The organism is Lacrimispora indolis DSM 755 (genome assembly GCF_000526995.1).
Lineage (GTDB): Bacteria > Bacillota > Clostridia > Lachnospirales > Lachnospiraceae > Lacrimispora > Lacrimispora indolis.
The window spans coordinates 4738972-4760874 of the sequence record NZ_AZUI01000001.1 but is presented as its reverse complement, the minus strand read 5'-3'; the positions used below and the strand labels follow the sequence as shown (position 1 = coordinate 4760874).

Genomic DNA, 21903 nt, shown 5'->3' with positions numbered 1-21903 from the left:
AGTATTTTTATTATATCTGATGTCCTCAATAACCTCAATCATAAAATAAAAACGAGCTGCGGTATGTCCTGTTTTTAACAGAATAAGGAAGATACACAGATCTTTTGTCCCCTTTAAATATTCGTAAGCCTTTCAAACAGACTGTTGATTTCGATCTGGCCATATCCCCAGATATTGTTGGGATAAGTATTACTGCTGCTGCGCTCCGCTCCCCGTATGAGCAGGCGGTTCACATCGTTTCCGGTAATATTGGTATAATTTCCTCTGGGAATTGCCCATTCAAAGACCATGGCAACAACACCTGCTGCCTGGGCTGCTGCAGATCCGCTTCCCGTTATGCTTCCATACTGGTTTCCCGGTACCGCACAGGTAAGCTCAAATCCCGGCGCTGAAATATCCGGTTTAATAAATCCGGTCCTTGTATAACCTCTCCCGGATTCAGGCAATGTGGTATTATTAAATTGATTGTAAGCGGTAACTGTCAGGGGATTGGTTGCATTTCCCGGGGAAGTTATGGTTGTGTCCGGATTGGAATTTATAAAAAAGGTCTCCTCTGAAATTAAGTCTCCTGAAGGCAGCCATGCGTGAAAAGCGAATGGTCCATTATCCAGATTCTGCACACGAATCGTCCAGATTCCGGGAAGGGGATCTTGAAAACGCATCAATATCAGCTGGTCCCCGGTCTCTTCTTCAAAAATATAATTATTGACCCACACAATGCCCTGATTGAATACAAATGAAAATCTTCTGCACTCCCCCAGTGCCGGAAAAACCTGCCCCGTTGTCTCCCTGTTTGGAGCCGTTATTTCTATAGACAGTCTTGCAGGTGCAAAGGGCCATAGCTCAATGGCAAACAGTTTGTCATTTTCCCCGACTCTCATCTCAAAGTCATTGAGGAAGGGCTCCGCAGCTGTGCTGTTAAAATAATGTCTGCGCTTGTTTGCTTCATTGCCGGTGCTGATTGTTATCCCTGTCTGAGGCTGTTGTGCCAGATAATTGGTAATAAAGCTGGTGGCCCCCCGCCCGTCATGGCTTGACTGGTTTGTTCCCATTGCAATGCATATGGCAATGGGGCGGTTCAGTCTTTGGGCGACCGAAGTCACATAGCTGATCCCAATGATCAGATCGGACTCCTGATAGCATTCAATATCTTCAGAAACAAAAAAGATCCTTTTTAAGCTGTTCTTTGCCGGCTTTAGTTTCACCACCAGCAAATCGGATTCCGGTACAACACCGCTGAAGGACTGCTCCAGACTGGGCTTCCCTGCAATTACACTTGCAATTGCGGTCCCGTGGCCATTGGTATCCACCGAAGGGATTATGGACAGGGGATTTTCCGACCTTAACGCCACATTTATATGCTCCCTGGTGTATTCCGTACCATATGTAAAGCCCTCCGGCGGATCGCCATCCTGTATGGTCTGATCCCACAGGGAAAGGATGCGGGTCGTTCCGTCATTATATAAAAACGCCTGATGCTGGTAATCAATTCCCGTATCAATGACCGCCACAATAACTCCACGCCCGAATAAGGCCAGATAAGGATTTCTTTGAACCGTTCCGATACCGGATTTTTCAAGGCTGACAGTGGAACTGAGGGTAAGTATGGAAGGAAATGCATTGTATGGATAAACTCCCAAGTCACAGGGATTCACTGAATCATTAGGAATATGAGCCAAAGAATGCCTTAAATTCAAATGTGTTATATTATCTCCGGTATCATATGTTGGAATCATAACGTTACTAATAATCAGGTCATAATAGCTATCATCCAATATTTTTTGCATGGTCAGGCCTCCCTGTCTATACTACTGGCACATATGATATATTTTATGCAATTTAATTCCTATTATGAGCATAAGAAAAAAATCGCACATATGTTCTCATTCATCACAAGCAGCTTTAGTCATATAAATGGAAATGAGCGGACAAATGTATGGGAACAACGCTCATATCAGGAATATTGCCGCATAAAATGTATCATACGTTTTAACTAGATCTTATCAGGGAGACTTAATTATGGAAAAAATACTGGACAATAATTATTATGATATGATTATCAGTAATTTAGTGGTTCCAACCGTTGGAGTCGGTAATGATATCACAGTCCTCAATGACAGGTTTTCTCTGCTGCATATATCCAAACACAACATGCAGCCGTGTGATCTCGGACAAAATCCTTATCATATTTTCCCCTCCCTTTATACCCCCACTTCTGAATTCGGTCCCCAAATACCCGATATGGAAAGCACCATGGCAAATGGAGAATACAGCTTATGGGGGCAGGGAGTAATTATCGGCATCATAGACACTGGCATTGATTACCGGCATCCTGCATTTATGAATAATGATAAAACAAGCCGGATCATTTCCATATGGGATCAGACCATACAGGATGGAACGCCTCCACGGGGATTTACCTATGGTACGGAATATACAAAATCTGCCATAAATGATGCGCTCCATTATGAAGATCCTCTTACCGTTGTTCCTACAACTGATACCATCGGCCATGGTACAGCCATAGCAAGCATTGCCGCAGGCACTCCCAGCAGGGAACCGGCTTTTAGCGGCATTGTTCCAAGCGCGGAACTTGCCGTCGTGAAACTAAAAGAAGCCAAGGCAAATCTTAAGATGATATTTTCTGTTCCGGAAGACAAACTATGCTTCCAGGAATCTGACATTGTACTTGGAATCCGCTATTTGACCGGCATAAGCCAGCGGCTGAAGCGTCCGATTGTCATATGCATTGCTTTGGGCAGCAGCCAGGGCAGCCATGACGGAAGGGGAGTTTTAAGCACCTATTTGGAAAGCCTGGTTCAGCAGCCGGACCTGGGCGTTTCCATATCTGCCGGGAACGAAGGAAACAGCAGCAGGCATTATTTTAACCAGACACTTTCCACGCCCTATTTTAATGACTTCCAGCTGAATATAGCAGGAGTTGACAGACAGTTTTCCATGGAGCTCTGGGTCCACATTCCCGGAAGGGTTTCTATTGAAATTTCCGCACCAAACCGGGAAATGATCCCATTTGTCAGTCCCTCCTTTGATGAATGCCAAAAGTTTGTTTTCCAGCACAGCCAAAGCATTGTCTGGGTAAACAACATGGCCTTTGAAAGAGAAAGCGGTGATCAGCTGATTTTACTGCGGTTTGAGAATCCCCTGCCCGGAACCTGGTACTTCCGCGTACAAAGCACGGAAAATGAACCCTTTTCATATGATTCCTGGCTGCCTAGCGGTGACTTGATATCAAATGGGACCTTTTTCTTAAATCCCAATCCGGATACAACCATAACCTCTCCCGGCAATTCCAGGCGCACTCTCACTGTCACCGCCTATAACCAGCAGACATCCAATATTCTGGACGAATCAGGAAGGGGTTACACAAGAAGCGGCCTGGTTAAACCGGATATTGCAGCTCCCGGTTATCAGATCCCCTGTGCAATTCCGGAAAACCAATACGGTACCTTAACCGGCACCGGCGCTTCTGCAGCCATTGCAGCCGGCGCTGCGGCCATCATTTTTGAGTGGACCCAGGGCAAAGGAAATTTAACCTATATCTCAGGGGAACAGGTCACCCGTATGCTAATTAGAGGGGCGCAGAGAAATGCTGCCTATCATTACCCCAACAATATATGGGGATTTGGACAATTGGATGTATACCGACTGTTGCAGCGGGTATCCATGCTCTTATAACTTACAGGTTCAGCTTGTCAAGCCTGACCTTCCTTAAACAAAAGAAACCAACAGATAAACGTTGGTTTCTTTCAGAAAACACTTTTTCTTTTCCTTTAATCCTGCTGCACTGCTTCCTGCTGGGTTCCCAGCTGGCTTGTACAGTTGGGGCAGCGGGTGGCATTTATATTGACCCGCGTGTAGCAAAATGGGCACTCCTTGTCCACAGGAGCAGCCGGCTCTGCCTGCTGCTTCTTTCCCCGCAGAGAATTAATCACCTTTATCATGAAGAAGATAACCACAGCCATGATAAAAAAGTTGATAACGGCAGTAATAAAGGAACCATAAGCAAACACCGGTCCAAGAGCCTGTGCAGCCTGGAGGGTCGAAACATCCGCACCATCAGGAGCGCTGTACAGAAGCGCGAATTTATTGGAGAAGTCCACTCCACCGGTAATTACTCCAATCAGAGGAGATATGATGTCCTTGACCAGGGAATTGACAATTGCCTGAAAGGCGGCACCGATAATAACGCCCACTGCCAGATCCACCACATTTCCGCGCAAAACAAATTCTTTAAACTCAGCCATAATACCTTTTTTATTTCCCATAAGCATTGTTTCCTCTCTTGCAGCTTTATAAAATTTACTGGTAAACTTTGGAATCATAATATCATAAAACAAATGATCCTGCAATTCGTGAATTTAAAAACACATTGACAGTAACCTTTTTCCTGCAGCCGTCCATTGCAGAAATACCATCAAAATATGGAAGAATCTTTTAAAAGAGCGGGTACCCAATATCGGATACCCGCTCTTCCTGTTAACAGCCGCACTTATCTTTTGTTGCCTCTGCAGCAAGGATCATTGCATCCATCTCTGAAACCTGCACAATAAGCCTCTCTCTTTGCTTCTGCACAAGGATCGCTGCTGCAGCTGCTACGGCATCTATTGTTACAGTTATTATTACAGTTGTTGCAATTATTATTGCACTTACAACCACAAGACCTAGAATTAAAACATCCCATATCATATACCTCTTCACATAGTTATATTTTATTGTATGGGATGACCAGACAAGATGTGAATTACATAAATAAACATTGTTTTGTCGAAATTCCGTCATAAAATAATTTCTTTTTTAATATTGTATTCCGGATACTGACCCGGTTTTTTCAATTGTAATTTCCCAATAATATTGATTTTACGGCATTTTCAATTTCTTCATAACCGGTGCATCTGCATAGGTTGGATTGCAGCCATTCCTCTATGATAGGATCATCGGCGTTTGGAACGTGCTTGGCCAAGGCATGGCAGACCATGAGAAACCCTGATGTACAATAACCGCATTGAAATCCCCAGTTTCTTATAAATGCATCCTGTATGGGAGCATTGCTCAGACCCTCTATTGTGGTTATTTTATGACCCACCGCCTCTGCTGCCAGCATCAGGCAGGATTTGACGGGCATATCGTCAACCAGCACCGTGCAAGCACCACAATCCCCGTTCTCACAGCCGCTTTTTGCCCCGGTTAAAGATAACTCTTCCCGAAGAACATGAAGCAGAGTGTGGGCCGGCTTGACCATCACGGATTTTTCTTCCCCATTTACATTAAGAACTATCACACTGTTTCCTGATAAATACATACAAATCCTCAATTCCTGAAAACATCATCCGATCTTTTCAAAATTTTCAAACATTTCCTGCAGCATGTTTTTTAATACAAATTCTCTATACTCCCTGCTTCCTGATAAATCGCCCTTACAATCATTGTGGGCTAAATGAATGATCTTTTTAATCTTCTGTTCCGTGTTATATAATTTATGGTTTATGATCCTTTCGGACAAGATGATAGGATTATCCCCATATCCGGAAATCGCCGCCTTTACTGCTTTTTTATCTTTCAAAGCCGTCATGGTAATCAGCGGGTAATCTATTTTCTCTATTTTGGTTCTTTTCACATGATTGTATGGCAAATTCAAATTGTCCTCTTCTATGGATATGGATACCAGAAATTCACCTTTTTTTAACTGCAATTTTCCCTTAAATGCCTGTAAAAACGGCAGCTGGACCACCCCGCCCTGGGTCATTACCTGGAGGGAACACTTACTGAGCATAAGCGGCAAAGCCGATTCCCGATACTTGATTGTTCCGGCCAGATTTCCGCCAATGGTGATTTTCCCCTGGATCGTGTGGTCTGCAATTCGTTTTATGGTTTCGGACAGCAGGGGAAATGCATTGTATTCCGCAATATTCGTAAGGGTTTGTGCCGCCCCGATTTTTAATTTCCCGCCGCTGACCTCAAGCTGGCTGCATTCAGGTATTCCTTTTAGATCAATGACTGCATCAAATTGTATGCTATTCACCCTGGCCATGGAGATGATTTCCGTGCCGCCTCCATAATAAAGAGGTTTTTTGTTATTTAACAGCAAATCACCATAGCAGCCGAATGCCTCTTCCATGCTTTCCGGTTTATAATAATCAAAATCAAAAGGTATCATAATTTAGACCTTTCCCTCCATATGAATTCAGGCGTAATGGGAAGACGGTTTACATCTATCTCAGCTGCCAATGATACGGCGTTAGCCAGTGCGGCAGGTATTCCAATAATACCGTGCTCTGCAATGCCCCTGGCGCCGTAAGGCGCATCAATTTGGGGTGTCTCTACAAAATCGACCAGATATTCCGGGTTCTCCCCGTAACGGATCATTTTATAGGTGCGGAAACTTGTATCTTCTACAATTCCATTTTCATTGTAAATGAAATCTTCGCTGGTACCTAATCCCAATCCCATGCACATGCCGCCCATTATCACCCCCCTTGCAGTTTTGGGGTTAATAACCTTACCCGCGTCGATTACGGTAGCCGCTTTTAAAAGCCGGTAGGTATGCTGCCTGGTATCATATTCAATTTCAACGGCCTGGGCGCCGACGGTCCAGCTCTGGCCGGGCACTCCCTTTCCAGAGGCCTCATTTAATGGTGTAAGATGATTCATGACATAGCTGCCCCGTCCGATAACAGGCCCTTTGACGGCATTGCCATTGGAATACATATAACCCTTGACCAGATCTTTGAACATGATATAAAGCCCGGGATCATGTTTTGCATAAATCATTTTATTCTCAAAATCCAGATCCTCAGGCGGACAACGCAGGGCAATTGATGCCAAGCTCAGCAGCTGGGATAAGGCATCGTCAGCTGCATTCAACACGGCACGCCCCACTAAAAGGGTAGTCATGCTGGCGACTGTTTTCCATAAATACGGTGTTGACTGGGTATTTACATCCAGCTTTACATAAACGTCATTGATGCTCATTTTCATTTTTTCCGCCAGCAGCTGCGCTGCCGTTGTCTTCATCCCAGGACCGATTTCAGCGGCGCCGCAATCCAGGTTAATGCTCCCATCAGAATTAAAGGTCAAGACAGCGCTTGCGCCTGCATCCGTAGGAGTATCGGAGGTCTTGATCAGACAGCTGATCCCTTTTGCCCTGACCAAACCACTCCCTTCCTCTATACGCGCCCCTTCCTTCCAGTTAATGATGGTTTTCAGTCTCTCAAGGCATTCTGCAGGATTGCCTGTATTACTGGCAGTGATCTTGACCTGGGTCGGAGTTAAATTACCGGCATGGACCAGGTTTAAAAGCCTTAATTGAAAAGGATCCAGCCCTGCCTCGGCCGCCAGCTTATCCATCATTCTTTCCAGACAAAAGGTATGAGCCTCATGTCCGAACCCGCGGAAAGAGGTTATATACGGATGGTTTGTATACACACTGTAACAATCGCATTGGATGTTTGGCATGAGGTAGGGTCCGGTACAATCCACTGCTATGGCTTTTGTTATTTTAGGAGAAATATCGGAATAGGCACCGGAATCTACCTGGAAAATCATTTCAGCCGCCGTGATCTGACCATTTCTTTTTGCTCCCAGCCTGATTGTTCCTTCCAGTCCCAGATGACATGGAGAAGTGACCATATCTTCCTCTCTCGTATTTGCCAGGTTGATCCATTTACCCTTTGCATTCATCGCCGCAATCACTGCAAGCACCTCCAGCTGTACGCTGGCCTTTCCGCCAAACCCGCCGCCGACAAACGGAACCTGGACAACCACCTTTCCCTCAGGAATATTAAGATATTTACTGATCAGTTCCTTAACCTCATAGGGGGACTGGGATGAGGTTTTTATTATCACACTGTCATCCGGCATGACCATACAGTGGACCGCCCTGGTCTCCATGGCAGCATGATCAGACTGTGGCAGTGAAAAGCTGCCTTCCACAACAATCTCGCTCTCCTGCCAGCCTTTTTTCATGTCACCTTTTCTGATTTTTTGATGGTGGCAGATATTGGTCCCCTTGACGGGGTAAACTTCTTCAATAACTTTTGTATATGACATGAGAGCCTCATGAATCATGACAGGATTTCTTTTGGCCGCCTCTTTCACAGAATTTACAACCGGCAAAGGCTCATACTCTGTCACTATTTTTCCAGCAGCTGCCTTTGCATGCATTTCATCATCTGCAATAACAATTGCAACCGGCTCGCCGTAATAACGCACCTTTTCCCTGGCTAAAGGAGGCCTGTCCCGAAACAAAGAGCCGCACATGATCTGATGGTCTTTTGCAGTGATGACCGCGATCACGCCCGGCATTTCAGATGCTTCCCTGGTTTCCATGGATAAGATCCGGGCATGAGCATGAACACTTGTCAATAATCTGGCATAAAGCATAGGATAATCGGTCATATCATTTGTATATTTTGCTGCGCCGGTCACCTTATCCTTTGCTTCTTTTCTTACCGTATCTTTTCCCAACTGGGCCTCCATTGGTCACCTCCTAAAATATTCTATCTGCTTATTAATATATGGTCACCGTTTTTCAGCTGCACCACATTGGCGCGAAGTGCCTTTCCCAAATCAGTCAGATAAATTTCCCTCTCTTCAGGATCAGGAATGTAAAGAGTCAAAGGATCGCCTGATATGATCCTTTCTCTGTTATCTGTTATATAAACTAATATCTCCGGATTACTCTGTCCCATTGATACCTCCTCCTATATCAATATCCATAATCGTATTGATTTTTCTGCTGTTTTCCAATACCGGTGTTTTTTTAATCACATCTATTATGGCTTCAGGATCCCGGATGATCGGCACAAAGGCCAGCAGCAGCTTTCCTTTAGCATAACTTTTTCTGGTAAAACTGTACCGCTTTACGCCAAAGGTCCGGGTAGCCTCAAAAAGCATGGCCTGTCTCTGGCCATAATTCTCAAGTGTAATTCTGAATTTATTGCTTTTCGGCTCTATGACAATGCCAATTCCTTCTTCTAAAAACAACTCCCGGCTTTTCCGGGTTCCCAGCACATTGGTTACGTACATGCCGTCTACCAGCAGGTCTGAATGGTCTATGGTTATTTTTCCCTCTTTTATGTTGCAGATATCACCAATGCACTTGCCTTTTGTTATCCTTGTAAGAATATAAATCATACACAAGCCGCTGGCGGCTGCAGCCACCATATTCCATATGAGATTGTCCAAAGATAAAATGCTTAGAACCAATACAACAAACAGGGATGTGAGAAGGGATAAATAATTTCTGGATTCATAGGTCTTTGCAATGCCGTCAATATAAGCGGCTCCTCTTTTTGAATACTCTGTTTTTTCCAGATCCTCAAGACTTTCTTTTTCTGTTTTTCTCACCTCCCGGAAATGCTGGATGGCTAAGCCGATGAAGGTAACAGCCGTGAATTCTTTGTTTAACAGAGACGGAATCGCAACAGAGCCTAATGCGGATGCCAGAATACCTATTACAATGCTGATAAAACCGCCGGTAGGATAACTGGGATTCTGACGCGTATCAATGCGAAGGGTGATGATCCGCGCAATTGTTCCCATTACGATGCCGCACAAAATGATAATAAGATCATGAAACGCTAATGTTTTTTCCATTTTTTTATAATGGCGTCACTTGTGAAACCATATTGCTCCAATCTTAATTTTGGATTATTATCTCCTTTTCCTGTTACAATATGCAGGAAATAGAAATACTGGCCATTAAAGGGCCGCATTAAACTCTGTTGCCATAATCATACCAGCAAATAAAACAGCAATTTTCATTAAGTAAATCGTAAACATATTGTAATGCCAAAATCTGGATTCTGCTGTTATACTTATCTTATAAAAAGCAGGAGGTCAAAACATGAACAAATTTTTAAAGCTTTTATTAACCGGCATCAGCTCCCTGGCACTAATCCTGCCGGTGAGTGGGATTATAGCACAGGCAGAGGAGCCGGCTCCGCTGCCCAGCTCCATACGCATCTACGGAACAGTAACCTGGGTTTCCGAAAACGGACTCCGTGTGGTTCGGAAAGACAGTGCCGGTGCAGACCAGGAAATCATCCTGAACCTTTCCTCTGATTCAAGGATTTTAGATTCCGTCAGCGGAGATCCTGCAAACGTGGGTGAAATACAGAAAGGAGAATTGATCTACGCTGACATCAGCCCGGTTATGACCCTTAGTCTGCCGCCCATGTCGAATGCCATTACAGTGCTTTGCAAAGTCCCGGCCGACTATCAGGTTCCGGAATACGTAACGGTAACGTCTATGAATATAAACTCAGACGGGAAGACCGGCATCCTCACCTCTGATACAGGGAAACAATACAGTGTAACTGATCAAAGCAATCTGTTTCCATATTTAACCCGTAACATTGTTACGGTCCATGACTTATCAAAAGGACGCAATTGCCTGGTGTGGTCGAAGGATAATACTGTTTCTAAAATCATGGTATTCCCAAATTCCGGCACACCTGATATGCAGACCGGCTGGATAAAAAAAGACAGTGACTGGTATTTTTATGATATCAATGGTTTACTGTATACAGGATGGCTAAATCATAACGGCGACTGGTATTACCTGGATCCTGAGACTGGAATTATGAGAACAGGATTCCTCACCCTGGAGGGTAATACATACTATCTTCAAAAGGACGGGCGCATGCTGACAGCTGCCAAGACATTTACTCCCGATGAAAACGGCGTATTAAGATAGCTTACGATGTTTACTGCAGGGCTTTTTCACCGGAAAAGCAGACTGGCATTTTATTGATACATTTGATTTATAATATCTTAAATGAGAGGCGGCAGAAGAACCTTGACCGGGGATTCTGCCGCTTGCTTATGGTTCGGTTGCGAACATACGTTCTTTAGTGATTGTTTTTTAGCCGGGGTCTGTGCCCCGGCTGATAATAAGTATTTCCTATAAATTCATTGTTTTATTTTGCCTTCCTTATAGTGTTTGCGGCACAATGAAACATATTTATCATTGGCACCCATTGACACCTGCTGCCCTTTCCTGACTACATTTCCATTTTCATCAATTCTTGCATTCATATTAGCGCTGTTGCCGCACCAGCAAACTGTTTTAAGTTCCTCAATTTCATCTGCTAATTCCATCAGACGTTTTGAACCTGGAAAAAGGTGAGAGGTAAAATCAATCCTAAGACCATAGCAAAAAACCGGAATGTGGTATTCATCAACAATATTGGAAAGCCGGTCAATATCATCTTCAGAAAGAAACTGCACCTCGTCTACAATCACCGCATCTAACTCTTTGAATAACTTATCGCCATAATTTTTGAATTCAGACCACAAAATACAATCTGCTTCCAGTCCGATCCTTGACTTGATCTTCGTTTTTCCATCCCTGGTTTCTATATCAGGTTTTACAAGCAAAACGTTTTTTCCTTTTTCAATATAATTATATCTGGTCATTAGTGCGTTTGCTGTCTTGGAACTCCCCATTGCCCCGTATCTAAAAAATAATTTAGCCATTTATTTCTCCCTTACACTGTATCATTAATGAATATCGTATTCTTGCTCTGATGACCGGCAGCTTCTTACATATCCTCTAAATCTATTTCATCCTCTAACTGTTGTTCCAAACGAAAAACCTTCATATATTCTTCAAAAATCAGTTCTGTAACCAGGTAAAAACCAATCCTTGATGTAATATCGGCCTCCCTGTAGCTCAGTTTCCTAAAATAGGCATACAGGCTTACCACACTGCTGCCGGAAATGGGGTTCTGACTCATTCCTGTAAGCGTCACAATGGGAACTCCCCTGGTCTGGGCGATGTAAGAGAGCTTACATATGATATCGGTACTTCCTGAATAACTGATGAAAAAGGCGATCTGTCCAGGTACCAGGTTATTGGCATACAGGATGCAGTTATCACGGTCATCAGGGACAATGATGATCTTATTTAAATGCTCAAGCTTCTTTGCCAGATCCAAAGCCACGATCCTGGAAAGGCCCAGTGCAAAAAAGATCACCTGGCGGCTTTCATAGATCAATCTTGCCGTTTTCTCAATGTTCTGCCGCGAATTAATGGCAAGTGTCTGCTTTAAGCTGTCCATAACAGACGTCTGTTGTTCAGCAGTATCTATTCCATACTGCTTCCGGTCATGTATAATCTGATATTTCAGCTCACTGAACCCGTGATAGCCCAGTTTTTTACAAAGCCTCACAATAGAATTAGGTGACAGGTATAACTCTTCGGCCACCTTGGCGATCTTTAAATCCTGCAATGCGCCGTAATGTTCCAATAAATAATTGACAATTCTTTCTTCTGTAGGATTCAGTTTTATTCCCCTGTTTGACAGCTGGTCAAAAAAATTCATCTTTCACCCTCCGGAGCCCTTTTCTCTTGATGTGAAATAATACACATTATGTGTTTTATTATACTTTTCGTATATAAATAATAATATACTTCCAAACACTTGTAAATCAAAATTAATCCGATATGATAAAGCTATAATTTCATGCCGGTATTGAAATCATTATATTAAGGAGACGGAGGGTCTTAAATGAAAGAGTTTTGGCAAAAATTCGGGAAATCGCTGCTTCTGCCTATTTCCACCATTGCAGTCGCCGGTATATTCAGCGGACTTGCAGCAGCAATGCAGAACAGCGCAATTGTAGGGGAAACATTTGTAAATCTTGTATACGTCCAGAATTTTATTGGTTTTATCCGTAGGCTGGCCGGACTGGTATTCGGAAACCTGCCTTTGTTTTTCTGTATATCCATTGCTATGGGAATGGCAAAGGATGAAAAGCCGACCGCGGCATTTTCCGCTGTCCTGGGCTTCCTTGTATTTCATTACACGTTAAATTACATTCTGGGACTAAAGGGCATCACCGCTGAAAGCACCAGCATCAGCACGCTCATGGAACAGGGGATGTCCCAGGTGGATGCAACCATTGTAAATGCCAAGTATGAGACCATGCTGGGATATTTCACACTCCGCATGAATGTATTCGGGGGTATTCTGGTAGGACTTCTTGTAACCGCTTTACATAACCGGTTCTACACCATCACGCTTCCAAGCGCCGTTAATTTTTTCGGCGGAAAACGCTTTGTTCCGCTGATTACCATTATCACCATTCCATTTGCAGGAATCGCATCTTATTTCATCTGGCCGTTCTTCAACACCTTCATCGGACTGATCGGAAGCTGGATCAACTCCATTGGAGTATTCGGGCCATTTGTATACGGTGCTGCCAACAGGCTTTTGATCCCTACCGGCCTTCATCATATTCTAAACCAGGTAGTACGCTTTACACCGGTAGGCGGAACAACAACCATTGATGGGCAGACCGTCATGGGCGCATTAAATATTTTTAATACTGCCATTGCATCAAACAGCCAGGTCCCCAATGAAGTATTCCAGATGGGCGCCCGCTATGTGGGTCAGGGACACTCCCTGGTCGTCATCTTCGGCCTTCCGGCGGCTGCCTTTGCCATGTACCGGTGTGCTGATGATCAGAACAAAAAAAGAGTCAAGGCACTGCTCTCTGCAAGTGTTACCGCTTCAATCCTGACAGGTGTTACGGAGCCGCTGGAGTTTTCCTTTATGTTTATCTCACCGGTGCTCTTTTTATTCCATGTAATTATGACAGGAATCGGCTACATGACGGCTGCTTTGCTCCATTGCAGTGTCGGGGGAGTACAGGCAGGACTGATTGACTTTACTATTTTCGGTATTTTCCGGGGAGCACAGAGCAAATGGTACCTTGTGGTACTGATCGGAATCGGTATGGCGGTTATCTACTACTACGGCTTTACCTACCTGATCCGAAAATACAATATTTCCACTCCCGGAAGAAATGAAGGGTCTGATGCAGAAGATGGAGAAACGGCATTTGTGAATTCCGGAAGCGGCACAAAGCTGGCTGAACAGATCCTGGAATATTTAGGCGGCAGAGAAAACATCAGTGAGATCAATAACTGCTTTACCAGACTTCGCGTTTCCATCAAGGATAAGTCACTGGTCCAGGAGCAAAATTTAAAATCAACCGGCGCTTCAGGCATTGTCTGCCCTTCTGCCAATCAAATACAGGTCATCTACGGTTTGAAGGTTGAAAGCATTGCAAGAGATGTGAAAGCATTGTATCACGCTCAGCATACAGGAAAGGATTAAAAAAAGATGAAACATAAGTTAAAAATAACGATCGTGGGAGGCGGTTCTACCTGGACCCCGGGCATATTGAATGCATTTATCCGCCACATGGACACTCTCCCGGTCACAGAACTGGTCCTTTATGATATTAACGAGGAACGCCAGGCCCCTATCGGAGAATATGCGCAGCTGCTGTTTCGCCTGCACGTTCCCAAAGTAAAAGTTATTTATACAACAAACAAAGACACTGCCTATGACTCCGTGGATTTTGTCATGGTTCAGATCCGTACAGGCGGATATCACATGCGGGAAAAGGATGAAAAGATCCCCATGGAATACGGAGTGCTGGGTCAGGAAACCTGCGGCCCCGGTGGATTTGCCTATGGGATTCGTTCTTTAAAAGACATGATAGAAATTGTAAAGGATGTTCGTAAACACAGTCAAAATGCCTGGATCTTAAATTACACCAATCCAGCCGCTATCGTAGCCTACGGCCTCCAGCGTGAGTTCCCTGATGATAATAGGATTCTCAATATCTGTGACCAACCGATCAACCTGATTCATTCTTTCTCCAAGCTGCTTGATGTGCCCGCCGAATCCCTGGAACCCACCTATTTCGGGCTCAACCATTTCGGATGGTTTACCCATCTTTACAATCAGTATGGCCAGGATCTGCTTCCTCAGCTGAAGGAACAGATAAAAGATAAAGGGTTTCTGCCTGCCGATGCCGCCGAGCGCGATCCTTCCTGGCTGGATACTTATGCATTGGTAAAGGATATGGTTCATGATTTTGATGAATATGTACCTTCTACCTACCTCCAATACTATATTTATCCAGAATACAAGGCTTCCATGTTAAATCCGGATTATACCAGAGCAAATGAAGTCATGGATGGCCGTGAAAAACAGGTATTTTCCGAATGCCGCCGTGCAGTCAGCCAAAACAGCCTGGATGGAATCCATGTAGTAAAAAATGAAGCTCACGGTGATATGATCCTGTCCATAGCGGAAGCCATCTATTTAAATAAAAATGCGTACTACATTGTTATGGTTAAAAATGAAGGGATCATTGAAAACCTTCCGGATGATGCAGTTGTCGAAGTGACCTGCCTGCTGGGCAGCCGCGGGCCGAAACCATTCCACACCGGACCTGTCTCTGTTTTTTATAAAGCATTACTGGAAAACCAGTACGCCTATGAACGCCTGACCTGCGAAGCTTATTTTGAAGGCAGCTACACAAAAGCACTGCAGGCTCTGACGTTAAACCGCACTGTTACAGATGCCAAGAAAGCGAGAAAGATTCTGGACCGCCTGATTGAAGAAAACAAAGGCTACTGGCCCAGGCTGGCCTGACAGAAAGGACCGTATTTATGTGTAAAATGATTATAAATGCAGATGACTTCGGCTATTGCCGGGCTGTTAATTACGGGATCGTGGACGCTCATCTCCATGGGGTGCTCACCTCCACCACACTTTTAACCAATACCCCAGGCTTCCGGCACGCTGCCTCCCTGGCTAAAGAATGCCCCCTTCTGGGAGTCGGCCTGCATTTAAACATCGCCCTTGGGCAGCCTCTTACCAAAGGGAGCACCCTGACCGGAGAAGACGGAGCGTTTATTAAGCCGGGAAACTTACCCTCCTCTCATATTTATCTGCTGGAAGATATCCAGACAGAGCTGGAGGCTCAATACCAGAGGTTTTTAGAGGTAATGGGGAAAAAGCCGACTCATCTGGACTCTCACTTATTTACAACAGACAGCAATCCTGTTATGGCTGCCGCTGCCAGAACACTCGCTGAAAAATACAGGCTGCCATTGAGAAATCACGACATACCGGGCTTTCCCCACGTGGATTTTATACAATTCCGCACATACCACGGGGAACCGGGACTGTCTTATGTATACGATCATATGGACGATATCTCTTCCAGGCCATATGTGGAACTGATGAGCCATCCCGCTTATGTGGATTCTTATCTGCTCCAATCCTCCTCTTACAATTTGCAGCGCCTTGCAGAACTGGATTTTCTGGTTAGCAGAAAAACAAAAGAAATGTTCGAGAGCTATTCGGTGGAATTGATCAATTACAGTCAGTTGTGATCATGTGACATTTTAACGGGGACTATCGGTACTATAACACCTGTTATATAAGGAAAATCAAACTTGCTGTCCTCCCCCGGACATCTCAAAATTTGTGTAAACCTCCAAGCTGATGTAAAATAATGATGTGATCCCAATAAGTTAGATTGTTAGGTCTGACATTTGGGGGTCGGTTCATAAAATCACTTAGTTTGGAGGTTTATTCTATGTCTGAAGCTCCGGGAAATCATTTCCCCATTACATTTGGTTTATGAATTATTTTCAACATTATTATTCTCATCCTCCAAATTACTCCTGTGCTTGGTAAATAAATTTCTTACATATCTAAATTAACGATTATTATATCCGATGCGAAAACTTGCATGGAATGTAACAAGCACAGCATTAGGACAATATTCTTTTATGTCTCACATTATTTTGCCTGGTTAGCTTACAGTTTTTTCAAACGTTCTGAATCCTTTTTCTAATTTCTTTGTTTAACACAATATGCATACAAATCCTATTTGATTAAATCACTGCATTTTCTAAGTGCTTCAAATCGATAACACAGATCTTTTTCGAACATATGTTTGATTTTTATTTCTGAATATGTTATACTGCTTTTGAAAAGATTTATAAGGAGTAATTATTATGGAAAAACAAACAAAAAATGATGAGTGTTTCGTTTTTATTGAATCTGGATTAAATGCATTAGAAAACATAGGCTGGTATGGTGAAACAAGATTTGTATGTCCTATATGTGGATACAATAATGCAAATGCCAGAAGGATTAAAACACCTGATAGAATTCGTAATAAATCGACCTGGTTATATTGTGAAGAATGCGGAATGCTTGTTCATGGATAAATTCTAAGAGGCAAAGACATAAATGTCTGCCTCTTAGAATTAAAAAGCAAATACCGGTTTTGTGTACATTAAAAGACAAGACTACTAACTTAATATCTTAGCTAGTGGTCTTGTAAGTTTTAACTGAGCTACATATATTTCTCACATTCTCGGTTGGGCATATCCCATTCGACATATTGACCACTTTAATGTTGTTCCTTTAATTCTATCAGAAATATCCCATAGATTTTTTTCAACTCGTAGTTCAACATTTTTTTCAAATAAAGCTGCAAATAAATCACTAAGTGTATATTTAGCAATCGCTACTTGTCTCATTTTAGATATATAATATCCTGCAATTCAAAATCTTCCGGATCGAACTCATATATGAATAAGCAGGTGCTGTTCATCTATTGCCCATACTTGGATTTTATATCTTTTATGCCATCGCATTAAATTCCGTTCTGGTAATGGAATATACGCTTGTCTTTGTGTTTTTCTCGTCTGCATATTCCTCGCGCAATGACATCCCCATTTTTTCGGCCACTTTTCTTGCTGGAGTATTTGTCCACTTTTGATAAGAAAATATCTCATCAAAAGCCATGTTTTCAAAAGCATACCTCAGACATGCTTTTGCTGCCTGTGAAGCATATCCTTTGCACCAAAATTGCTTATCAATATGGTAGCCGATTTCAGGAAATAAATTGCCATCACCATGAATATTCTGCATAGTAATTCCGCAATCTCCAATGAACTGGTTTGTTTCCTTTAAAATAATTGCCCATAATCCGAAGCCATATCTGCTATAGTTTTCAAGACTCCAATCAATCCAACTTCTTGTTTTATCCATATCAAATGCGCTTGGGTAATATTGCATTGTTTCTTGGTCCGAAAATATTTGATGCCAAGCTTTAAAATCGTTCATAGTTAGTTCTCTTAGTGCAAGCTGTTCTGTTTCTATTATATAATCTTCCATTGTTTCGTCCTCTCATAATTCCTTATTTGATTGTTAAAATAATATCATATACAGCCGCATCTTTCCAACATATGCCATTCCTCATCATCAATGGTATCAAAATCCGTAATCAGACAGCAAAGCTCATGATTTTTATCATATCCCCAATAAGAAGCATAACAGCCATCCCCATAACCGCTGGAAAATACGGTCAGATTATTGTCTGTTCCGGGAAGATTGTAATTTGCTGCAGAATAGGTGTATACATAGCTGTCGTCCAACGCTTTTTCCAGTTCCGGAATCATGCCGTCATCAACAGTCCCAATGAGTGCTGTAAACTCACCGCAAGTCAACTCGTCCATAAAGCCGCCTGTTCCGCTGTCTACTCCATAGCCGTAATATTCATCTTCACTTAATTTTTCAGCATCTTGCCCTTTTATGAGTGCAGGTTCAAAATAAACAGGTGAACTTTCTGTAAAGCGTATTTCCGCAAATGCAACGCGACGGTCATCTTGGATATGCTGCACATAGAGAAAGACCGGATATTGACCGGGCTTGACAGCTTTTTCAAATGGCTCTGTTTCATAAATACACAACGGGTCATTTGCAACAATTTTTCCCGTGGGAAGGTTGAGTAAGCCAAGGGGCTGCTCCTCAATTTTCTCATGAAATTTACTGTTTATAAAAAACTTTTCACTTTTTCCTGCCCGCAACAGCTTCAGCTTGTTTATTTGTTTGTCCATTCCCATATTCTTATCTCCTCGTATGGTATAAATGATTTTCATGAGTAGAATACCATCATGCTTACGAACTTTCAATAGTCAATCGGATATTCGCAGTGACCAGGGCACAGCGCTCCCCGCTCCCCCTCTCAAGGATGGCAGGCGAAAAAGCTGATCAGGAGTTATTCCTGACCAGCTTGAAAAAGATTTCATTGATTGCTATGCTATGATGCTTTTACTTATATCCAGCCATTCCAGGTATCAGAGTTGACAGCCCCGGAACATAAGTCACCAGCATCAGTATTATGAATATAGCTGCATAAAATCTCAGCAATATGGGCATCACATTTTCCAGCTTTCTTCCGGCTACTTTTATTCCTACAAACAGTATGTTTCCCACCGGAGGTGTAATACAGCCAATAGAAAGGTTAAATACAAGCATGATACCAAAATGAAGCGCCGACATTCCCAACTGCTGACAGACAGGTAATAAAATAGGAGTAAAAATCAATATTGCAGGTGTAAGATCCATAAAAGTTCCTACAAAAAGTAAAAGTAAATTAATGGCAAATAAAATGATAATCTTATTATCAGAAACTGATAAAACGCCGCTTGCAATTGCATCTGGAATACCTGTAAACGACATCACCCATGCCATAATATTTGATGTGCCTACCAGAAACATAATGATGCCTGACATTTTACCGCTGCTCACCAAAATAGAATAAATATCTTTTATACCGATAGTCTTGTAAAAAAAGACGGATAAAACCAAACTGTAAAGAACCGCTACAGCAGATGCTTCTGTTGCGGTGAATACACCGGCACAAATTCCGCCGATTACAATAATAATCAGCAAAAGGCTTGGGATGGCATCCAGGGTATAATTGATAAAATCTTTAAATGTGATTATTTTTTTGCTGACAAAATTTTGTTTCTTTGCATATACAAATGCAATCACCATGCAGCTAAGTCCCCACAGAATGCCGGGAATATAACCGCCAAGAAACAGCGCTGCTATGGATGTTCCGCCACTGGCAAGACCATATGTAATCAGACCGGTACTTGGCGGGATCAATAATCCGGTGGGCGCCGTTGCCACATTGACTGCGGCTGAGAAATCTTCATCGTATCCTTCTTTTTTCTCAATAGGCCCAATAATTGCCCCCATGGCAGAAGCTGCTGCAGTTCCGGAACCGGAAATGGCACCAAAAAGCATATTGGCAACAATGTTGGTATGCGCCAGTGAACCCGGAATTCTTCCTGTCAGGGCAGTTGCAAAATTAATCAGACGAATTGCAATTCCGCCTTTATTCATAATATTTCCTGCCAATATGAAAAACGGAATCGCCAGTAAGGTGAAAATGTTGATTCCCTGGAACATCTTTAATGCGGCAGCCGGAGCTGCTCCGTTAAAACCTAAAGACTGGACAATAACTGTTAATGAGGCAACGCATAATGATATGCCGATCGGTACTCCTGCTAATAACAAAACCACAAGAATAGAAAATATTATAATACTTGCTGCTGCGGCTGTTCCCATAACCTTACCTCTCCTCCTTTGTTCTGTAAGCTGCAATAAGCTCAGCCATATTGATCAAGTTGAACAATATGATCAGTATGCCGCTGACAGGCAGTATCACATAAACGATATCCATAGTTATTCCCAACGTGGGCGATACCTGGATTGCTCCAACACTCATAAAGCTGATTCCTCCTGTCAGTAAGACCCCTATAGCTATGACCATAACCAGAATCTCCGACAGCAGAGACAGCAATAATTTTACAATCGGAGAGCCCTTGTCCAGAAAGAAGGTAAGATTCATATGATCACGTTCACCAAATACCAGGGCTGCCGCAAGGAGGGAAATCCATACAAAAGAATAGCTGAGGATATCTTCTGACATGGTAGATGGATTTTTCATAATATAACGCATAAATACCTGATATATTGTCAACAGCGACATAAAGACCAGCAGTGATGCTACAGCACCGCTAAGGATTCTGTTTAACCATGTTTTCATTATTAAAATTGTGTGCATCCCCTATTTCCCCTCCTGTATTTGCTGCACTCTATCGTAAAGCGGCTGTAATGCCGGAGTTGCAGCGAGCAGTTCTTCCCGTACCCTTTTTTGTACATTTTCAAATAGAGTCTTATCTACTTCAATAAATTCAACTCCCATTTTTTCAGCTTCCACTATACATTCATTAATTTGCTTATCCCATTCTTCACATTCAACTCTTGTAGCAAGGTGAAAGGATTCATTCAATACCATTTTTTCATTTTCAGATAATGAATCCAGAAATGCTGTATTGCCCACCAGCATATCTGTAAAAATCTGATGCTCTGTACGGGCATAATATTTTGCAACCTCTCCATGCTTCATGCTGATCAGAGCCATTTCCGGATTCATAGCTGCGTCAATTACATGGTTCTGGAGAGCCGTATACACTTCTCCATAAGCCATGACAACTGCTGCGGCGCCAAATCCCTGAGCCAGTTTCACATTTGCCTCACTGGATTGAATTCTCAATTTAAGTCCTTTAATATCATCTGGTGTATGAATCGGTTTTGAGGCGTAAATGTTATTCACCCCATTGGCAAACCATGCTACTCCACGAATCCCTTTATCAGCGGTACAATTATAAATCTGATTTTTAAATTCCTCATCGTTCATACATTTACGGAAACTCTCCTCGTTATAAAACAAATATGGAAGTCCAAATATTTTATAAGTATCGTCAAAAGATTCTAAATTGCTTCCACTGGTAGCAACAAGATTTAAAGTCCCCATTTGCAGAAGCTCCAGGGCTTCACTGTTTCCCCCCATTATTCCGTTATAATAAATCTTCACCTCCACAGCGTCACCAAGCTGTTCATTTATGTAATTTTTCATAGCCCGTAAGCCAACACTAATTGGATGATCTTCCGGCTGAACAGTTGCAATACTTATGATACGTTTTTGGCTTTCTGCCTGGCCAGCCGCAGTTTCTGAACACGCATTAAGGCAAAGGGTCATTAAGAAGACCAATAAGAATACCAATGTTTTTTTCATGTTTAATACCCCTCTGAAAGTTTAATAAACTCCGTACAATAACTGCATACTCACCACAACCCCACTTTAAAACCGTATAGCTTAATATCTGAGCCTGGACTGACTGCACAGGCTCAGATC

At 42.8% G+C, this 21903-nt stretch carries 22 protein-coding genes; 6 read left to right on the top strand and 16 right to left on the bottom strand.

Annotated elements, in window-relative coordinates; genetic code table 11:
* Nucleotides 1–113: 113 nt before the first annotated feature.
* Nucleotides 114–1787, bottom strand: coding sequence for a S8 family peptidase (locus K401_RS0123140; RefSeq protein WP_024295174.1), 1674 nt, complete (start codon nt 1785–1787; stop codon nt 114–116).
* 232 nt (nt 1788–2019) lie between these two features.
* Here K401_RS0123140 and K401_RS0123135 point away from each other — a divergent pair, with 232 nt between their 5' ends.
* On the top strand, nt 2020–3696 hold the full coding sequence (locus tag K401_RS0123135; RefSeq protein WP_024295173.1) for a S8 family peptidase: 1677 nt from the start codon (nt 2020–2022) through the stop codon (nt 3694–3696).
* Nucleotides 3697–3791: 95 nt separating this feature from the next.
* On the opposite strand, the gene mscL is transcribed toward K401_RS0123135, so the two are convergent.
* From mscL to K401_RS0123100, 7 genes are all read right to left on the bottom strand, one after another.
* Nucleotides 3792–4286 (bottom strand): large conductance mechanosensitive channel protein MscL, encoded by a 495-nt coding sequence (mscL, locus tag K401_RS0123130; RefSeq protein ID WP_024295172.1) that lies wholly within the window; start codon nt 4284–4286, stop codon nt 3792–3794.
* Nucleotides 4287–4497: 211 nt separating this feature from the next.
* Nucleotides 4498–4800 carry a hypothetical protein gene (locus K401_RS0123125; RefSeq protein ID WP_156945312.1) on the bottom strand — a complete coding sequence of 101 codons (303 nt, stop codon included), beginning with the start codon at nt 4798–4800 and terminating at the stop codon, nt 4498–4500.
* A gap of 49 nt (nt 4801–4849) precedes the next feature.
* Nucleotides 4850–5320 (bottom strand): (2Fe-2S)-binding protein, encoded by a 471-nt coding sequence (locus tag K401_RS0123120; protein ID WP_024295170.1) that lies wholly within the window; start codon nt 5318–5320, stop codon nt 4850–4852.
* 24 nt (nt 5321–5344) lie between these two features.
* Nucleotides 5345–6175, bottom strand: a complete 831-nt coding sequence (locus K401_RS0123115; RefSeq protein WP_024295169.1) for an FAD binding domain-containing protein — start codon at nt 6173–6175, stop codon at nt 5345–5347.
* Nucleotides 6172–8496: a xanthine dehydrogenase family protein molybdopterin-binding subunit gene (locus tag K401_RS0123110; RefSeq protein ID WP_024295168.1), complete on the bottom strand. Its 2325-nt coding sequence runs from the start codon at nt 8494–8496 to the stop codon at nt 6172–6174. Before K401_RS0123110 ends, K401_RS0123115 begins: the two co-directional genes overlap by 4 nt.
* Nucleotides 8497–8516: 20 nt before the next feature.
* A complete protein-coding gene (locus K401_RS0123105) occupies nt 8517–8708 on the bottom strand; it encodes a capping complex subunit for YIEGIA (protein WP_024295167.1) in 192 nt (63 codons plus the stop codon).
* Complete coding sequence (locus tag K401_RS0123100) at nt 8695–9615, bottom strand: YIEGIA family protein (protein WP_024295166.1); 921 nt, start codon at nt 9613–9615, stop codon at nt 8695–8697. The genes K401_RS0123105 and K401_RS0123100 overlap by 14 nt, the downstream gene beginning before the upstream one ends.
* A gap of 250 nt (nt 9616–9865) precedes the next feature.
* Between K401_RS0123100 and K401_RS0123090 the strand changes: the two genes are divergently transcribed.
* On the top strand, nt 9866–10717 hold the full coding sequence (locus K401_RS0123090; RefSeq protein ID WP_024295165.1) for an N-acetylmuramoyl-L-alanine amidase family protein: 852 nt from the start codon (nt 9866–9868) through the stop codon (nt 10715–10717).
* 215 nt (nt 10718–10932) lie between these two features.
* Here the strand turns inward: K401_RS0123090 and K401_RS0123085 are convergent, their stop codons facing one another.
* Both K401_RS0123085 and K401_RS0123080 read right to left on the bottom strand, forming a co-directional pair.
* Complete coding sequence (locus tag K401_RS0123085; protein WP_024295164.1) at nt 10933–11499, bottom strand: thymidine kinase; 567 nt, start codon at nt 11497–11499, stop codon at nt 10933–10935.
* 65 nt (nt 11500–11564) lie between these two features.
* On the bottom strand, nt 11565–12347 hold the full coding sequence (locus K401_RS0123080; protein WP_024295163.1) for a MurR/RpiR family transcriptional regulator: 783 nt from the start codon (nt 12345–12347) through the stop codon (nt 11565–11567).
* Nucleotides 12348–12533: 186 nt separating this feature from the next.
* Between K401_RS0123080 and K401_RS0123075 the strand changes: the two genes are divergently transcribed.
* The 4 genes from K401_RS0123075 (at nt 12534) to K401_RS0123060 (ending at nt 17071) form a co-directional block, all read left to right on the top strand.
* Nucleotides 12534–14147 (top strand): PTS transporter subunit EIIC, encoded by a 1614-nt coding sequence (locus tag K401_RS0123075; RefSeq protein ID WP_024295162.1) that lies wholly within the window; start codon nt 12534–12536, stop codon nt 14145–14147.
* 6 nt (nt 14148–14153) lie between these two features.
* Nucleotides 14154–15479 carry a family 4 glycosyl hydrolase gene (locus K401_RS0123070; protein ID WP_024295161.1) on the top strand — a complete coding sequence of 442 codons (1326 nt, stop codon included), beginning with the start codon at nt 14154–14156 and terminating at the stop codon, nt 15477–15479.
* A 17-nt stretch (nt 15480–15496) separates the two neighbouring features.
* Nucleotides 15497–16225 (top strand): ChbG/HpnK family deacetylase, encoded by a 729-nt coding sequence (locus K401_RS0123065; RefSeq protein ID WP_024295160.1) that lies wholly within the window; start codon nt 15497–15499, stop codon nt 16223–16225.
* 630 nt (nt 16226–16855) lie between these two features.
* Nucleotides 16856–17071 carry a hypothetical protein gene (locus K401_RS0123060; RefSeq protein ID WP_024295159.1) on the top strand — a complete coding sequence of 72 codons (216 nt, stop codon included), beginning with the start codon at nt 16856–16858 and terminating at the stop codon, nt 17069–17071.
* Nucleotides 17072–17212: 141 nt separating this feature from the next.
* Here K401_RS0123060 and K401_RS33050 read toward each other — a convergent pair whose 3' ends face one another.
* The 6 genes from K401_RS33050 to dctP all read right to left on the bottom strand — a co-directional run bounded on the left by K401_RS33050 (nt 17213) and on the right by dctP (nt 21783).
* On the bottom strand, nt 17213–17386 hold the full coding sequence (locus K401_RS33050; RefSeq protein ID WP_156945311.1) for a DUF6886 family protein: 174 nt from the start codon (nt 17384–17386) through the stop codon (nt 17213–17215).
* A 103-nt stretch (nt 17387–17489) separates the two neighbouring features.
* Complete coding sequence (locus K401_RS0123055) at nt 17490–18026, bottom strand: GNAT family N-acetyltransferase (RefSeq protein WP_029700979.1); 537 nt, start codon at nt 18024–18026, stop codon at nt 17490–17492.
* Nucleotides 18027–18070: 44 nt separating this feature from the next.
* Entirely contained in the window at nt 18071–18754 is a 684-nt protein-coding gene (locus tag K401_RS0123050) for a DUF4241 domain-containing protein (RefSeq protein ID WP_024295157.1), read from the bottom strand.
* A gap of 208 nt (nt 18755–18962) precedes the next feature.
* Entirely contained in the window at nt 18963–20270 is a 1308-nt protein-coding gene (locus K401_RS0123045; RefSeq protein WP_024295156.1) for a TRAP transporter large permease, read from the bottom strand.
* A gap of 4 nt (nt 20271–20274) precedes the next feature.
* Nucleotides 20275–20769: a TRAP transporter small permease gene (locus K401_RS0123040; protein WP_024295155.1), complete on the bottom strand. Its 495-nt coding sequence runs from the start codon at nt 20767–20769 to the stop codon at nt 20275–20277.
* A gap of 3 nt (nt 20770–20772) precedes the next feature.
* Nucleotides 20773–21783 (bottom strand): TRAP transporter substrate-binding protein DctP, encoded by a 1011-nt coding sequence (gene dctP / locus K401_RS0123035; protein WP_024295154.1) that lies wholly within the window; start codon nt 21781–21783, stop codon nt 20773–20775.
* Between the last annotated feature and the right edge of the window lie 120 nt (nt 21784–21903).

What these genes read in the sequence shown, in the direction of transcription:
- K401_RS0123135 (WP_024295173.1), top strand. Translation starts at nt 2,020, where the DNA reads ATGGAAAAAATACTGGACAATAATTATTATGATATGATTATCAGTAAT.
- K401_RS0123065 (WP_024295160.1), top strand. Translation starts at nt 15,497, where the DNA reads ATGTGTAAAATGATTATAAATGCAGATGACTTCGGCTATTGCCGGGCT.
- K401_RS0123140 (WP_024295174.1), bottom strand. Translation starts at nt 1,787, where the DNA reads ATGCAAAAAATATTGGATGATAGCTATTATGACCTGATTATTAGTAAC.
- K401_RS0123120 (WP_024295170.1), bottom strand. Translation starts at nt 5,320, where the DNA reads ATGTATTTATCAGGAAACAGTGTGATAGTTCTTAATGTAAATGGGGAA.
- K401_RS0123100 (WP_024295166.1), bottom strand. Translation starts at nt 9,615, where the DNA reads ATGGAAAAAACATTAGCGTTTCATGATCTTATTATCATTTTGTGCGGC.
- K401_RS0123080 (WP_024295163.1), bottom strand. Translation starts at nt 12,347, where the DNA reads ATGAATTTTTTTGACCAGCTGTCAAACAGGGGAATAAAACTGAATCCT.
- K401_RS0123125 (WP_156945312.1), bottom strand. Translation starts at nt 4,800, where the DNA reads ATGACGGAATTTCGACAAAACAATGTTTATTTATGTAATTCACATCTT.
- K401_RS33050 (WP_156945311.1), bottom strand. Translation starts at nt 17,386, where the DNA reads ATGAGACAAGTAGCGATTGCTAAATATACACTTAGTGATTTATTTGCA.
- K401_RS0123060 (WP_024295159.1), top strand. Translation starts at nt 16,856, where the DNA reads ATGGAAAAACAAACAAAAAATGATGAGTGTTTCGTTTTTATTGAATCT.
- K401_RS0123085 (WP_024295164.1), bottom strand. Translation starts at nt 11,499, where the DNA reads ATGGCTAAATTATTTTTTAGATACGGGGCAATGGGGAGTTCCAAGACA.
- K401_RS0123045 (WP_024295156.1), bottom strand. Translation starts at nt 20,270, where the DNA reads ATGGGAACAGCCGCAGCAGCAAGTATTATAATATTTTCTATTCTTGTG.
- K401_RS0123075 (WP_024295162.1), top strand. Translation starts at nt 12,534, where the DNA reads ATGAAAGAGTTTTGGCAAAAATTCGGGAAATCGCTGCTTCTGCCTATT.
- K401_RS0123070 (WP_024295161.1), top strand. Translation starts at nt 14,154, where the DNA reads ATGAAACATAAGTTAAAAATAACGATCGTGGGAGGCGGTTCTACCTGG.
- dctP (WP_024295154.1), bottom strand. Translation starts at nt 21,783, where the DNA reads ATGAAAAAAACATTGGTATTCTTATTGGTCTTCTTAATGACCCTTTGC.
- K401_RS0123115 (WP_024295169.1), bottom strand. Translation starts at nt 6,175, where the DNA reads ATGATACCTTTTGATTTTGATTATTATAAACCGGAAAGCATGGAAGAG.
- K401_RS0123090 (WP_024295165.1), top strand. Translation starts at nt 9,866, where the DNA reads ATGAACAAATTTTTAAAGCTTTTATTAACCGGCATCAGCTCCCTGGCA.
- K401_RS0123040 (WP_024295155.1), bottom strand. Translation starts at nt 20,769, where the DNA reads ATGCACACAATTTTAATAATGAAAACATGGTTAAACAGAATCCTTAGC.
- mscL (WP_024295172.1), bottom strand. Translation starts at nt 4,286, where the DNA reads ATGGGAAATAAAAAAGGTATTATGGCTGAGTTTAAAGAATTTGTTTTG.
- K401_RS0123105 (WP_024295167.1), bottom strand. Translation starts at nt 8,708, where the DNA reads ATGGGACAGAGTAATCCGGAGATATTAGTTTATATAACAGATAACAGA.
- K401_RS0123110 (WP_024295168.1), bottom strand. Translation starts at nt 8,496, where the DNA reads ATGGAGGCCCAGTTGGGAAAAGATACGGTAAGAAAAGAAGCAAAGGAT.
- K401_RS0123050 (WP_024295157.1), bottom strand. Translation starts at nt 18,754, where the DNA reads ATGGGAATGGACAAACAAATAAACAAGCTGAAGCTGTTGCGGGCAGGA.
- K401_RS0123055 (WP_029700979.1), bottom strand. Translation starts at nt 18,026, where the DNA reads ATGGAAGATTATATAATAGAAACAGAACAGCTTGCACTAAGAGAACTA.